The organism is Corynebacterium sp. 22-2729, assembly GCF_053479475.1.
Genome location: NZ_JBRBCA010000009.1, coordinates 87,591 through 101,728 on the forward strand (window position 1 = coordinate 87,591; position 14,138 = coordinate 101,728).

A 14,138-nucleotide genomic window follows, 5' to 3' on the forward strand; every position below is an offset into this window, starting at 1 on the left:
AAACTACCCCTTCTTAAGCCCTTGCTTAGAGCAGGGTTAGAAAGCGGTCTATTCTTACGTCATGATGAAAAAAGTAATCGTGGCTGCGCTTTCGGTCAGCCTGGTCATGGGCGGTATCTCCCCAGCTGCTGCACAGGATAATGCAGCAGGTATTCCAGTAAATTCCTCCTCTCAGGGGGCACCCAATCCCGGGGCGGAAAACCCGGATAACAGCGGGGAACCTGGCTCTGAAGATAATGAGGATCCCTCTACTGATTCGCAGGGTGCAGAGCTAAGCTCCAAGCCAGTTGGGTCCACTGACTTGAAGACGGTTATTGGTGCGATTGTCGGAAGCCTTGCGGTGGGGGCTTTGATTGCTGCGGGTGTGAACTGGGCGGTTCAGTCTCGACTGATCCCCAATCCTCTGCCCGGCTTGATCCCTAATCCACCTGCGCCTCCCGCTCCGGCGAAGAAGGCTCCGGCGAAACCTGCACCGGCAAAGAAGGCACCAGTGAAGAAGGCGCCTAAGCCGGCACCAGCTAAGAAGCCCGTTGCTGCCAAGCCGGCTCCAGCTAAGCGACCTGCTCCGGCTAAGCGCCCGGCTCCAGCGCGTGCGCAGAACGTCTACTACCAGAACTGTAAGGACGTTTGGAATCGTTTGGGGCGTCCGATCTACCAGAGGGATGCAGGTTTCTCTAGCCGCTTTGACCGTGACGGCGATGGCGTAGGCTGCGAGAAGCGCCCGAGGTACTAGTCTGTTTAAACTCGTGGCTGGCTTAGGCAGCGCGACGAAGGTGGATGCCTTGAGCGGCCAGCCATTTTGCCACGCTGCCGTACTTGTGCAGCCCATCCAGCAGTCGCTGGGCGGAGTCCAGAGCTCGGCGGGCCTCGTCGGCGGTGATGTAACCCGCCAGGAGTGCTTCGCCCAACTCGTCCAGGTCCAGTACCTGGACTTTCGTCTTTGAAGATGTGCCCGGGGCGTAGCTAGAGCTCGCCTGAGCCTGTTCCGGAGAAGGGGACTCGCGGAGGTGCGTCACCACATCCACGTAAATATCGCGGGTGCGCCAGGTTGGTGGGGTGGTGGCGTCATCAATCTCGATAAAGGCGATGTCTATATAGAGGTCCTGCGTGGGCTCGATCCCGTCGAAGAAGTGGAATTTGTTGAGGCGAATGTCCAGGCGGGGGACTAGCCAGGATTCGAGATAATGGAAGCGTGGGTGGCCAGGAGTGGGGCGGCGCATGTAGAGCACCGGGTTGGGGTTGGCAGTGCCAGACTGCACAGCCGCGGGCTGGTTGGGGGACAGCTCGTAGGCGTCGACGGCGCGTTCGAAGCCCTTCGGGTCGATATTGATCGCGTGGGAGAGGTCGAAGGTCTCTTGTTTTACTTTGTGCAGGTCAGCCATCGTTTCAGATTAATGTGGTGAGCGGGTGGGAGTGGAGTCCGGGGGAATACGGCGAGGTGTGGGTAAAGGCCGAAGGTATGAAAAAGGCCGCGCAGGAAGGCGCGGCCGAGGGGGCTTGCAGCCCGGAGGTCTAGCTCGAAGCTCTTAGACGTGCAGCAGCGCTGCGGTCGGCAGGAAGCTGCAGTTGGAGTTGCCGGACTCCTTCTCGTGGGTGGTCACGCCACCTTCCAGCAGGGCGATGACGGTGCCGCGACCGGTCTTGGCAACACCGTTGACGGTGGCTGGTCCCTTCGGGTTGATACCGGTGTAGCGCAGTGGGGTGCGGCCCATCTTGCCAGTGTTGATGTTGATCCAGTGGACGTTCATAGCAGCAGTCTGCTTCTTTGCCACGGTCCCGGTGCCCATAGCGGTGAAGACGAAGTTGACTTCACCGGCGCCGATGCCCGGGAGTGGAAGCTTGGCGGGGCCGGGGACGCCCATGGCGGTGCCGACGGCCTTGTTCTTACCGCCGATGCACTTGCCCGAAACGGTCGGCCAGCCGAACTGGGTAAACGCAGGAGCGTTCTTAGGAACGTCAACGCCCGGCTTGCCGTCACCGCGGAAGAAGCCGACCAGCTTCTTGAGGGAAGCCTTCACTTTCGGTGGCAGCTGTGGGTTGTTGGCGAAAGCCTCGATTTGATTCAGGACGTGGGGCGCGGGGCGGCCCAAGTGATCGATGGAGCCCTGTACCTGGGCGCCAGCGGTTGCGGGAGCCACCACGGTCGGGACTGCCAGTGCGCAGGCAGTGGTCAGTGCAGCAGCGGCACGGGTCAAGCGTCGAGAGAAAGCCACGGTGAACCTTTCGGGGTCTAAATCTGTTGTGTCTAGTGCGGTTTAGACAGGGATGCCAACAACAATAGTCACACGAGTAACATTTGTCACGTGAGTAACATGGGTAACTAATGGTGGGATCCAGTAGAAACCTTTTGTAAACAATAGCACCGCCCAAGGGGCATTTCTCGCGGTTTTGGGAAAAACTTCTTTGCGTCCTATGCGTTATTCTAGGAAGCCAAAGGAGTAGGCTGTGAAGGGTTCCCCTGGCCCCTGTCTCAGGAGCGCCTACTTTGCACATCAAACCTGACCCCAAATAAAGGAAAGTTCGGATCTGTGTCTTTGACTGAATTCCGTAATGTCGCCATCGTCGCGCACGTCGACCACGGCAAAACCACCCTCGTGGACGCAATGCTGCACCAGTCCGGTGCCTTCTCTTCGCACGGCGAAGTGGAAGAGCGCGTGATGGACTCTGGCGACCTGGAAAAGGAAAAGGGCATTACGATCCTGGCGAAGAACACCGCCATTCACCGCAAGGGTCTGGGTAAAGACGGCAGCGACCTGATCATTAACGTGATCGACACCCCCGGCCACGCCGATTTCGGCGGTGAAGTCGAGCGTGCCCTGTCCATGGTCGACGGTGTGGTTTTGCTTGTTGACGCCTCTGAGGGTCCGCTTCCGCAGACCCGTTTCGTGCTGGGCAAGGCTCTGGCCGCAAAAATGCCGGTGATTATCTGTGTGAACAAGACCGACCGCCCGGATGCTCGTATTGATGAGGTCGTTGAGGAATCCCAGGATCTGCTCCTGGAACTGGCGTCTACTCTGGAGGACGAGGAAGCGGCAGAAGCTGCGGAACAGCTATTGGACCTGCCGGTTCTATACACCTCCGGTCGCGAGGGCAAGGCCTCTACCGAAAACCCTGGCAACGGCAACGTTCCGGACTCCGAGGATCTGCAGCCGCTATTCGACGTTCTCTACGACGTTTTGCCAGAGCCGTCCGCTGATGTTGACGGCCCACTGCAGGCACACGTTACTAACCTGGACTCCTCTTCCTTCCTGGGACGCATTGGCCTGGTTCGAATCCACTCGGGCCGCTTGCGCAAGGGGCAGCAGGTTGCCTGGATCCACTACGATGAGGATGGCAATGAGCACGTCAAGACTGCCAAGGTTGCAGAGCTGCTGCGCACGGAGGGCGTGACGCGCGTACCGGCTGAAGAGATGATCGCCGGCGACATTGCCGCTATCTCCGGTATCGAGGACATCATGATCGGCGATACGCTCGCCGACCCGGAGAACCCAGTCGCCCTGCCGCGCATTACCGTTGACGAGCCCGCGATCTCCATGACGATCGGTGTGAACACTTCCCCGATGGCAGGCCGTGGCGGTGGCGACAAGCTAACCGCCCGTATGGTTAAGGCTCGCCTGGATCAGGAGCTGATCGGTAACGTTTCTCTGCGCGTCTTGCCCACGGAGCGTCCGGATGCCTGGGAGGTACAGGGGCGTGGCGAGATGGCCTTGTCCGTGCTCGTGGAGACCATGCGTCGCGAAGGTTTCGAGCTGACCGTCGGTAAGCCGCAGGTGGTTACCCGCACCATCGACGGCACCGTTCACGAGCCTTTCGAGAATCTGGTCATCGACGTTCCCGAAGAGCACCTGGGTGCTGTCACCCAGCTGTTGGCCGCCCGTAAGGGTCGCATGGAGTCGATGGACAATACCGGCACCGGCTGGGTTCGCATGAAGTTCGTTGTTCCAGCCCGCGGCCTGATTGGTTTCCGTACCGTATTCATGACCGAAACTCGCGGCACCGGTATCGCCAACAGCTACTCCGCTGGTTACGAGCCATGGGCAGGCGAAATCAAGGGACGCGCCTCCGGCTCCTTGGTTGCCGACCGCTCCGGCCAGATCACCGCCTACGCGCTGATCCAGCTGGCCGACCGCGGTACCTTCTTCGTCGAACCGGGCGCGGAAGCCTATGAGGGCATGGTCGTCGGCGCGAATAACCGCGACGAGGACATGGACATCAACATCACCAAGGAAAAGAAGCTGACGAACATGCGTTCGGCGACAGCTGACGCAACGGTGACCTTGGCAAAGGCTCGTACTCTGACTCTGGAAGAGGCCATGGAGTTCTGTGGTTTCGACGAGTGCGTCGAGGTCACCCCGGAGGTCGTTCGCGTGCGTAAGGTAATCCTCAACGCGACCGAGCGCGCCCGCGCCCGTTCCCGCGAAAAGCAGCGCAACAACAACTCCTAATCAGGCTCTTGTACTCGCTCTTTTCCTCTTTCTCTTCGTCCTCCTCCTCGTCTTTTACATCGAGGGGGAGTCGTCGCGCTGCGTCGCGTCGACGAGGTATGTGGGGTGTGACGCCCACTGTTGCAACCACGCTAACTTCCGCGACCCTCGCACTGTCACTGGTAGCCTGCCAAGCTAATCCCGGCGAGGCGCCGACGGTTGATGATCCGTCGTCGTCGACCAAGACTCAGCAGCCCCAGCCGGTGGATGAAAGCCTGCGCGAGATTGCGGTTGGAGTGGACCGCTTCACTAGCAACCTCAACCCGCATCTGGTTGGGAACCGGAACCCGGTGGTTGCCGCAGTGGCGGATCTAACCCTGCCTAGCGTGTACACCTTTGGATCGCTGGGGGAGAATCTCAACAATGATTTGATTCGCGAGATTACTCCGAACGATGAATCGCACCCCACAGAGGTCACCTACACCCTCCAGCCAGAGGCACAGTGGTCAGATGGCACGCCAATCACGGTTTCTGACTTCCAATACCTCCACGAGGCGATCATGAATGAACCTCTTGCAGAGGCGAAGGGCTTATACCAGCACGTCACTTCCATCGAGCCGGGGAAAAAAGAAAAGAGCTTCAAGGTCACTTTCGATCAACCTTTGACCGCCTGGAAGCGACTCTTTACCTATCTTCTCCCGAGCCATATCTACCGCGCGGAGGGGCGCAGTTTCGCCACAATGATGGACGGAGGCTCCGTCGCGTCGGCGGGGCAGTACTCCGTGAAATCCGTGGATGAAGGACGCGGCCTGCTGGAGCTGCAACGGAATGACCGCTACTGGGGCGCGAAGGCGGCGAAGACTGACATCATTCGTTTCACTGCCGTTCCGGACGAATCAACGGGTGTGCAGATGATGCGCACCCAGCAGTTGCAGTTGTACATGGCGCACAAGTCGGCGACGACTGAACTTGCCTTGGACCAGCTTCCCTTCACGCGAGTTCGTAATACGTCCCGTGGAGTGCAGCTAAACCTGCAGCTCAATCAAACCAGTCCGATCTTTTCCGACCGAGAAACCCGACGTCGAGTGTTGGGGGCTATAAAGCCAGAGAAGATCGCTCAGATCATTTCAGGCGATCCGAAGATTGAGGCTCCGCCGTGGAATGTCGCCCCAAAGACTTCAGATAAACAACCGCCGAACGTGGTTTCTGATAAGCGTCCCAACGGCATCGTTATCGGTGCGGTTACCGACGACCAGGTGGCGGTGGATGCCGCCCGTTCGGTGGTGGATCAACTGCTGCACTTGGGGATCCCCGCTACCGTGCGCACTGCAAAGGCAGCAGAAACACTGGGATCCGAGGTGGAGAACGGAATAGTCGATGGTGTGGTGACATGGCAGCGCAGCCCCCAGGCCGTATCCGACTATCTGGTGCAATACGGTTGTATTAAGCCACTAGACCAGGATGATTCCAGCACACCGCCCAGCGACACCGGCGCGTCAGACCCAGCTGAACGTGAAGAGGGTAGCAGCGAGGGGGCGTCGTCTCCACACAGAGCCACAGGCGGCAACCTGAGTGGTACCTGCGATCGTGACCTGCAAGAACGCCTTGTAAAGCTGGGCGAGGGGCGAGGTGAACTGTCGCAGGAGCGCACTCAGCTGGACGATCGGATTGCCGAGATGTCGACTGTGCTCCCGATTATGTCTGACCGCTATACGGTAGTGGCTTCCGATCGGCTCGAAGGCCCGACAGCAGGGCTAGAGGATTGGCCTTTAGACGACAGCAGCTCACTGCTAATCTCGGCCCCGCAATGGACCTTAAAGCCCATCGAGGAAGTCAATCGCAACGCCGCCGAAAACGCCCTTGAGGAGAATTAGCTCGTGACTCGTACTCCCGCAACCACGCAGAAAATCACCGTGATGGCGGTACACGCACACCCCGACGACGAAACTCTGTGGACGGGGCTGGCGCTGGCGAAGGCACGGCGGCTTGGACATGATGTGGCCGTCGTGACCTGTACCCTCGGCGAAGAAGGCGAGGTGATTGGGGAGAAATACCAAGCCCTCGTCGACGCCCAGCAGAATGAAAACGGAACGGGAATGCTCGGAGGCTACCGCATCGCTGAGCTACAGCGTGCCTTGACCGCGTTGGGGATTGAGCACGATCCGAACCTTCTGGGTGGATGCGGAGCATGGCGAGATTCCGGAATGGAAGGCAGCGAGTCGATCCGCCGCCCGCGGGCGTTCGCACGTGTGCCGGAGGGCGCAAGCTCACCTTCCGATGCTGCCTTCGAAGCCCAGGTGGAACAGCTGATCGAGCAGATTCAGCACATTCGCCCCGACGTGATTTTGACCTACGCCGCCGATGGCGGATACGGCCACCCCGACCACAAGCGAGCACACCAGATTGTGCACGCAGCGGTACAACGGATGAGCCAAAACTCGAGCGACTGTGTTCCGAACCAGGTTCTCTGGTGTGTCACAGAAGAAGAGAAGTTCGCGGAGGGAATGCAGGGCCTAGAGGGTGACCCGGCGATGGTACCGGAGGGATGGCGTCTCCCCACAGCGGGGGAGATCGCCTCCGTTCCCTCTTCAAAGGTCGATCTGGTGGTACACGGCACTCCAGCAGACGTCGCCAGCAAGCAGGCCGCCATGCGCGCACACGCCACCCAGATTTGGGTAGCCGATGGCTCGTCCTCAGATGTTAACGACCAGACGCGGACCTCGAACCCACCGGCCGCTACTGCCACCACGCTGTTCTGCCTGTCCAACCTTATTGCGCAGCCACTGCTCAATAGCGAGAGCTATCGCGTGGGCTGGACGCGCCCCGGCACGCCAACGGATTTCTTCGCACAAGCACTAGGCGAAGAGGTCACTGCGGATGGACAGTAGGATAGATCGACGTGAACGCTAAGAAAAGCACGACCTCAAGCCTGAAAGACGAGCCGAACTGGGGCCACCCCACTAAAGCCCAAGCACGTCAGGATACAACGCGTGCCGAGCGTATCTCCGGAATAGTATGGCTCTCCATTGGCGCCCTGTTTGGGCTGTTCATCAGCGTTCTCTACATCGGTTCGCGCATTACGGTGGGGGACATGCTGGTGCCGTTGCCGTGGACGATCTTGTTTGCGTTGTTCTTCAACCGTGCGGTGACGAAGACCGCCCTTTTGTGGACGGATAACAAACTGATCGCCGGGATTCCCGCGCTTGTCTGGCTAGCCGGTTACCTGCTGGCGGTCATGTGGCCGGAGCTGCCTTTCGGCGAGGCGACGTTAATGCCACAGACCGTGTGGTCTATGCTGCTGCTTGTAGTCGGTATGGCAGCGGCTGCATGGCCGCTTCGCCCTCAGTTTTCTCTGGAACCGCTGAAGTGACAGAATAGAAGCCTAAAAGAGCTCTTGTGAGAGTATGACGAACTTTCCAGAAAGGGTAGGTAATTAGACGATGACCTACACGATCGCGCAGCCCTGTGTAGACGTGATGGATCGCGCTTGCGTAGAAGAGTGCCCCGTTGACTGCATCTACGAGGGCAAGCGTTCCCTGTACATTCACCCCGACGAGTGCGTCGACTGTGGCGCCTGCGAGCCGGTGTGCCCGGTTGAAGCCATCTTCTACGAAGACGATGTGCCAGACGAGTGGGAAGAGTACAACGATGCGAACGCCGCGTTCTTCGACGATCTGGGTTCCCCAGGCGGTGCCGCCAAGCTGGGGCCGCAGGACTTCGACGCGGAGCTGATCGCCGCTTTGCCGCCGCAGGCTTAGGCTTTTTCTTTGTGACGCCCACATTTCCACCGGGTAGCGCCGGGCGTAAGAGACATGCGGTATAGAGTACAAGCATGACCTTCAAGCGCACCCCAGTAGCCGACCGACTGCCCGACTTCCCCTGGGACTCACTTGCTGAGGCTAAGGCCAAGGCTTCGAGCCATCCCGATGGGATCGTGGATTTGTCGGTCGGCACTCCTGTCGATCCGGTTTCTCCGGCTATCCAGCTGGCGCTGACCGAATCCGCGGCGGAACCTGGTTATCCGCAAACAAAGGGCACACCCGCCCTGCGCGCTGCCATCGTGGGGGCGATGGAGCGCCGCTTCCACGTTACTGGCTTGGACGCCGACACCAATGTGCTACCCGTCATCGGCACCAAGGAGGCCATCGCCTGGATGCCGACCCTTCTGGGTATTGGCGCAGGTCACACGGTAGTGATCCCAGAGTTGGCTTACCCGACCTACGAGGTATCCGCCCGCCTGGCTGGGGCGGAGGTGCTGCGCAGTGACTCTCTGTTGAAGCTGGGGCCGCAGACTCCAGCGTTGATCTATCTGAACTCTCCGGCCAATCCGCACGGTCAGGTGCTGGGCGCGGATCACCTGCGCAAGTTTGTAGAATTCGCCCGCCAGCGCGGCACCGTCATCGTTTCCGATGAGTGCTACTTGGGGCTGGGGTGGGGCGAGGAGCGACCTTTGTCGATTCTGGATCCGGAGGTCTGTGGCGGTGACTTTACCAATCTCATCGCCGTGCATTCGCTGTCCAAGACCTCTAACTTGGCTTCCTATCGGGCGGGTTGGTTGGCTGGCGATGGCGAGCTTATCCAGGAGTTGCTGGGAATCCGCCGCCACGCAGGATTGATGAACCCCGGGCCGATCCAGTCCGCCATGGTTGCTGCTTTGGAAGAGGATGGCCACGAGCTGCTGCAGAAGGAGCTTTACAAAAACCGCCGGGAGCTTCTGCGCGCAGCCCTGATCGAGGCCGGGTACGACATTGAGTACTCGGACGGTGGCCTTTACCTGTGGGCAACCCAGGGACGCGATGGCCGGGAGACTGTCGCGGAGCTAGCGGACAAGGGCATTTTGGTGGCTCCCGGCGATTTCTACGGCCCGAAGGGCAAGAACTTCGTCCGTGTAGGCCTGACCGCCACTGATGAAAGGATTGAGGTCGCCGCTCGTCGCTTAACCAGCGACGCGTAAATGCCAAGCTAGTTTGTAAGGGGGCTGTCTGCCATTCCCGCCCTGCAACGCTGGCGCCCGCCGCCACGCCATGGCGTACCCGCAGTAAAGAAGATGCTGCGAGGCCATGTGCCCGACGATGGACGCACATACTTCGCCGCCGCAGCCGGAGATTCGCCTTTTGCGCCGGGTACCCTCTTGGCCCCGGGGCTGGGGCTCCCCGTTGCGACGCCCGCATGGGTGTATCCCGACTTCCCAGAAGAGCCTGCCGAGCTTTTGGCTGCGGAGATACCAATTCTGTATTCCGGGCCGGATGCTGTGGTGGTAGACAAACCCCATGGGCTGCCGTCTACGCCTAATGGTCGCCTGTTGCGCGCTACCGTGCAGTCTCTTTTGCGCGTGCGTATGGACGAGCCCGAGTTGGTGGCTGCTCACCGCTTGGATCGTGATACGCGCGGCCTGCTGGTGCTGTCTCGGAACCCGGCCACTCGCGGGTTCTTGCAGTCCCAGTTCCAGCGCCGGGAGGTATCAAAGACTTATCAGGCGTTGGCCGCGGATACTCCCTACGTCGATGCCCGGTGGCGTGAGCTGCGTCTGCCGATGCTCAAAATCAAAGACGATCCGCAGGTTCGCGTTGTGGACGCTGCCGGAGCACGGGCCACAGTGACTCGCATTCGGAAGTTGGCTACCCGCGCAGCAGGTGTGGCCGTCTATGAGCTGCAGCCGCTCACCGGCCATACTCATCAGCTGCGGGTGGTGATGAATCACCTCGGCGTGCCAATTCATGGTGATGACACTTACCCGCATTATTGTCCCGGGGCGGGTGCGTTGCACTTGCGCGCGGTCGCCATAGAACTGGCGCTGGTGGCGTCGACATACAACGGTACGAACGGCACGGCCAACTCGGGGCATTGCGAAACAAAAAGCAGGCAGCGCATCGAAATTGAGCGCTGCCTGCAGGATCCTTGGTCGCAGTGGGAGAGTTGCTAGTTGGCGTGGAGTGCCTCGTTGAGTTCCACGGTCGAGGCGTTAGCAACGGCCTCCACCGCACCGGAAACGGAATTGCGGCGGAAGAGGATACCGCTGGCGCCGGAAAGTTCGGCTGCCTTTACGGTTTCGCCTTCCTGCTTGCCCAGCTGGGACGCAACCTCGCCGGTCAGAGTGACCTTGGTGCCAAAGGTGACATAAAGCCCAGCCTCAACGGTGACGTCGTCTCCCAGTGAGATACCCACGCCGGAGTTAGCGCCCAGCAGGCAACGCTGACCGATGGAGATAACCTGCTTGCCACCACCGGAAAGGGTGCCCATGATAGAGGCTCCACCGCCGATATCGGAACCGTCACCGACTACTACGCCACCGGAGATACGGCCCTCGACCATGGAGGAGCCCAGAGTGCCGGCGTTGAAGTTGACGAAGCCTTCGTGCATGACGGTCGTTCCCTCCGCCAGGTGAGCGCCTAGGCGTACCCGGTCGGCATCGCCGATACGCACACCGGTGGGAACCACGTAGTCGACCATGCGCGGGAACTTATCCACGCTGTAGACCGTCACCGGGCCACGCTCAGCCTGCAGGCGGGCGCGAACGGACTCGAAACCGGGGACAGCGCAGGGGCCGTGGTTAGTCCACACAACATTGCTGAGCAGTCCAAACAGGCCATCTAGGTTGCAGCCATGCGGCTGGATCTTGCGGCCGGAGATGAGGTGTAGGCGCAGGTACGCGTCGTGCGCATCAACGGCTGGGGCGTCCAGATCGGTAATGGTGGTGGTCACCGCTACACGGCGGGTTCCGCGGATCTCGTCCGTGCCGGCCAACTGGGCTAGGGGACGGAAAACCTCGGGGGCGGAGCTGGTGGCGTCATCAAGATCGAGCAATTGCGTGCCAGCGGTGGCCGCAGCTTCGGCCTCAGCGTTTGCATTGCCCAGGTCGAACTCGAAGAACCAGGTGTCTAGCACATCGCCAGAATCGGTCAGAGTGGCAAATCCATATCCATAAGCAGCAGTCATGGTTGTCGATCCTACCTAAGCCTGTGCACCGCTGTTTGGGGTGTGTGGTGCTGTTCGTACTTGAGTCTTCTGCAGCACAAAACCAATCACGCTGAGCACTGCGAAGGCGATGGTGACGGTGAGAACCTGCAGGCGAGCACTGTCATCGAAGAGCATCAGGATGGTCAAAGCAATGAGCGCGACGAACGTCAACCAGGGAAGAACAGGGTATCCCCACATCCGTACGCTCAGGCTGCCGTCGCGCTCGAACACCGGACGCAACTTGATCTGAGCCAGCACAATAACCATCCAAATGACTAGCAGCGTTCCGCCGACGGCATTAAACAGGATGTTAATGAGATCCTTGGGGCCCCAGACCTGCAGCGCGACGGAAACGAAGGCGAAAAAGAGCGAGCACCAGACGGCGCGGTAAGGCACCTTCTGGTCATTCGTCTTGCCGAACCAACGCGGGACATTGCGCTGCTGGGAGAAGCTGTACATCAGGCGACTGGTGGCGTAGATCTGCGCATTGAAGGCGGACAGCAGAGCCAAGACGATGACGCCCTCCATGATCTCCACAATGCCGGGGATCTGTGCCAGAGCCAGGATGCGGGTGAACGGCGACTCTTCGGCGGACTCCGCCTCGCCGAGGGTGTCGAAGGGCAACAGAGCTGAGATGAGAAATACACTGCCCAGGTAGAAGATGGAGATACGCCAGATGACTGCCCGCACGGCGGCGGCGATGGAGTTTGCTGGATCCTTGGACTCGGCAGCGGCGATAGTGACGATCTCGATGCCTCCGAAGGCGAAAGCCACTGCCAGTAGGCCGACTGCCATACCCGAGATGCCGTTGGGGGCGAAGTCTGAGAAGTTGCTCAACCCGGGGGATTCGTAGTCGGGGAAAAAGCCCAGCAGCAGGCCGGTTCCGATGATAAGGAAGAGGATGATCACGGCGACCTTGATAAACGCGAACCAGTACTCAAACTCGCCGAAGCCTCGCACACCAGCCAGGTTCACGATCGTAAAGAGGACCACACATATAAGTCCAGGGATCCAGCCCTCTACACCAAACCAGGAGCCCATGATTGCGCCGGCACCGGTAATCTCCGCGCCCATCACCATGATGAGCATGAACCAGTACAACCAGCCGAGTGCGAAGCCATTCCAGCGACCAAATGCCATCTGACCATAAGTAGCGAATGTACCGGAGGCCGGGCGGGCGGCGGCGAGTTCGCCAAGCATCTGCATGACAGCGATGACCACAACGCCGGCGACGATGTAGGACAGCAGCACGGACGGACCCGCCGCCTGAATGCCCACACCGGTGCCGAGGAACAGGCCTGCACCGATGGCGGAGCCAAGACCCATCATCGTGAGGTGGCGGGTTTCTAGGCTGTGGCCAAGCTGGTTTGAAGCGCCTTTATCGGCACCTGAATCGGATTCTCGAGACTTCATACCGAAATTAGAACACACCGGTCTTTAGCGCAGGCCAGCATGGGCATATTTAACCCCGTTCACCTCCAATTAGCCCATGGGGAAGTGCAGGTGATTGCGCTGGTTTTGCCCTGGAGTCGACAAGCAGCCGGCACGGGTTTTTCGAGGGGTAGTCTAGGATCGCAACCAATGAATACTGCAGAAACTTCCATAGACCTGTCCGCCGGCGCGGTGGCTCTCACACGCCAACTCGTCGATATCTACAGCGAGTCGCACCATGAACGGGAGATCGCCGACGCGGTCGAACCCGCACTCCGTGCCATCGAAAACGTGGAGGTTACGCGCCGAGGTAATACCCTCGTCGCGCGTACCCACCGCGACCTGCCGTTCCGCGTGGTACTCGCAGGTCACCTGGACACGGTTCCCCCGGCGGATAACTTGCCTTCGCGGCTTGGACCAGACCCGGAAACGGGCGAGGAAACCATCTTTGGCCTTGGCTCTGTAGATATGAAGTCCGGTGCAGCTTGTTATGCTCATGCCTTTGCGACTCTGGCGAACTCCGCAGAACTCGCCTGTGACCTGACCCTGGTGTTGTACGAAGGTGAAGAAGTGGCCACCAAATACAACGGTCTCAACCATCTTGTACAGTCCGACCCCGATCTACTGGCGGGCGATCTAGCCCTGCTCGGCGAGCCCTCCGGCGGAATCATCGAGGCAGGCTGTCAGGGAACCTTGCGTGTGAAGGTCACCGCCTTGGGAGCCCGCGCACACTCCGCACGCAGCTGGCTTGGCCATAACGCGCTGCATGAGTTGGCGCGGGTGCTCGTGCGTGTGGCGGACTACGAACCGCAGGATGTGGAGATCGATGGCCTGGTCTATAAAGAAGGGCTCAACGCTGTCATCGCCGAGTCCGGCGTGGCCACCAACACCATTCCCGACGAGGCCTGGGCTTTTATCAACTTCCGTTATGCCCCGCACCGCAGTGTTGACGAGGCGTTGGAGCATCTATACGAGGTGCTCCAGGTAGGCACGCCCGATGCACCGGTCGAGGATTTTTCTGTGGAATTGGATGACGCCGCAGCCGCGGCTGCTCCGGGCCTCCATCAACCTTTCGCGGCGAAATTGGTGGAGGCAACCGGAGGACGTGTGCGCCCAAAGTACGGATGGACCGACGTGACCAGGTTCACGGAGTTGGGGATTCCAGCCGTGAATTTCGGGCCCGGCGACCCGGGGTTGTGCCACACGAAGGATGAGCGCTGCCCAGTGGCTCAGATCGAGGACGTGAGCCGGGAACTTATACAGTTCCTTTCCAACTAAATCCGTCGCGCCCACTCCCTTCTGGTTAGGGCACTGGGGGGGAGACTG

Annotated in this window: 13 protein-coding genes; 9 read left to right on the forward strand and 4 right to left on the reverse strand. The window is 60.0% G+C overall.

Annotated elements, in window-relative coordinates; translation table 11 throughout:
- Positions 1 to 61 precede the first annotated feature (61 nt).
- Positions 62 to 733: an excalibur calcium-binding domain-containing protein gene (locus ACUY2T_RS07960; RefSeq protein WP_448308191.1), complete on the forward strand. Its 672-nt coding sequence runs from the start codon at positions 62 to 64 to the stop codon at positions 731 to 733.
- Between the two features lie 22 nt (positions 734 to 755).
- Here the strand turns inward: ACUY2T_RS07960 and ACUY2T_RS07965 are convergent, their stop codons facing one another.
- Together ACUY2T_RS07965 and ACUY2T_RS07970 are read right to left on the reverse strand one after the other, a co-directional pair.
- A complete protein-coding gene (locus ACUY2T_RS07965; protein ID WP_448308192.1) occupies positions 756 to 1,382 on the reverse strand; it encodes a DUF402 domain-containing protein in 627 nt (208 codons plus the stop codon).
- Between the two features lie 144 nt (positions 1,383 to 1,526).
- Positions 1,527 to 2,213 (reverse strand): Rv1157c family protein, encoded by a 687-nt coding sequence (locus ACUY2T_RS07970; protein ID WP_448308193.1) that lies wholly within the window; start codon positions 2,211 to 2,213, stop codon positions 1,527 to 1,529.
- A gap of 315 nt (positions 2,214 to 2,528) precedes the next feature.
- On the opposite strand from ACUY2T_RS07970, the gene typA reads away from it, so the two are divergent.
- From typA to ACUY2T_RS08005, 7 genes are all read left to right on the forward strand, one after another.
- Positions 2,529 to 4,445, forward strand: coding sequence for a translational GTPase TypA (gene typA, locus ACUY2T_RS07975; RefSeq protein ID WP_293789656.1), 1,917 nt, complete (start codon positions 2,529 to 2,531; stop codon positions 4,443 to 4,445).
- A gap of 107 nt (positions 4,446 to 4,552) precedes the next feature.
- The gene (locus ACUY2T_RS07980; protein ID WP_448308194.1) at positions 4,553 to 6,298 is read left to right on the forward strand and encodes an ABC transporter family substrate-binding protein; all 1,746 of its coding nucleotides are present in this window, start codon (positions 4,553 to 4,555) and stop codon (positions 6,296 to 6,298) included.
- A 3-nt stretch (positions 6,299 to 6,301) separates the two neighbouring features.
- Positions 6,302 to 7,312, forward strand: coding sequence for an N-acetyl-1-D-myo-inositol-2-amino-2-deoxy-alpha-D-glucopyranoside deacetylase (gene mshB / locus ACUY2T_RS07985; RefSeq protein WP_448308195.1), 1,011 nt, complete (start codon positions 6,302 to 6,304; stop codon positions 7,310 to 7,312).
- 11 nt (positions 7,313 to 7,323) lie between these two features.
- Positions 7,324 to 7,794, forward strand: a complete 471-nt coding sequence (locus ACUY2T_RS07990) for a hypothetical protein (protein ID WP_043015055.1) — start codon at positions 7,324 to 7,326, stop codon at positions 7,792 to 7,794.
- 70 nt (positions 7,795 to 7,864) lie between these two features.
- Positions 7,865 to 8,182 (forward strand): ferredoxin, encoded by a 318-nt coding sequence (gene fdxA, locus ACUY2T_RS07995; protein WP_043015056.1) that lies wholly within the window; start codon positions 7,865 to 7,867, stop codon positions 8,180 to 8,182.
- A 74-nt stretch (positions 8,183 to 8,256) separates the two neighbouring features.
- Complete coding sequence (dapC, locus tag ACUY2T_RS08000) at positions 8,257 to 9,378, forward strand: succinyldiaminopimelate transaminase (RefSeq protein ID WP_448308196.1); 1,122 nt, start codon at positions 8,257 to 8,259, stop codon at positions 9,376 to 9,378.
- Between the two features lie 93 nt (positions 9,379 to 9,471).
- Positions 9,472 to 10,347, forward strand: a complete 876-nt coding sequence (locus tag ACUY2T_RS08005) for a pseudouridine synthase (RefSeq protein ID WP_448308197.1) — start codon at positions 9,472 to 9,474, stop codon at positions 10,345 to 10,347.
- Here the strand turns inward: ACUY2T_RS08005 and dapD are convergent.
- Both dapD and ACUY2T_RS08015 read right to left on the reverse strand, forming a co-directional pair.
- Positions 10,344 to 11,360: a 2,3,4,5-tetrahydropyridine-2,6-dicarboxylate N-succinyltransferase gene (gene dapD, locus ACUY2T_RS08010; RefSeq protein WP_293789672.1), complete on the reverse strand. Its 1,017-nt coding sequence runs from the start codon at positions 11,358 to 11,360 to the stop codon at positions 10,344 to 10,346. The genes ACUY2T_RS08005 and dapD overlap by 4 nt on opposite strands.
- Before the next feature lie 15 nt (positions 11,361 to 11,375).
- Positions 11,376 to 12,794: an amino acid permease gene (locus ACUY2T_RS08015; RefSeq protein WP_448308198.1), complete on the reverse strand. Its 1,419-nt coding sequence runs from the start codon at positions 12,792 to 12,794 to the stop codon at positions 11,376 to 11,378.
- A 168-nt stretch (positions 12,795 to 12,962) separates the two neighbouring features.
- Between ACUY2T_RS08015 and dapE the strand changes: the two genes are divergently transcribed.
- On the forward strand, positions 12,963 to 14,090 hold the full coding sequence (gene dapE / locus ACUY2T_RS08020; RefSeq protein WP_448308199.1) for a succinyl-diaminopimelate desuccinylase: 1,128 nt from the start codon (positions 12,963 to 12,965) through the stop codon (positions 14,088 to 14,090).
- The last annotated feature ends 48 nt before the right edge of the window (positions 14,091 to 14,138 follow it).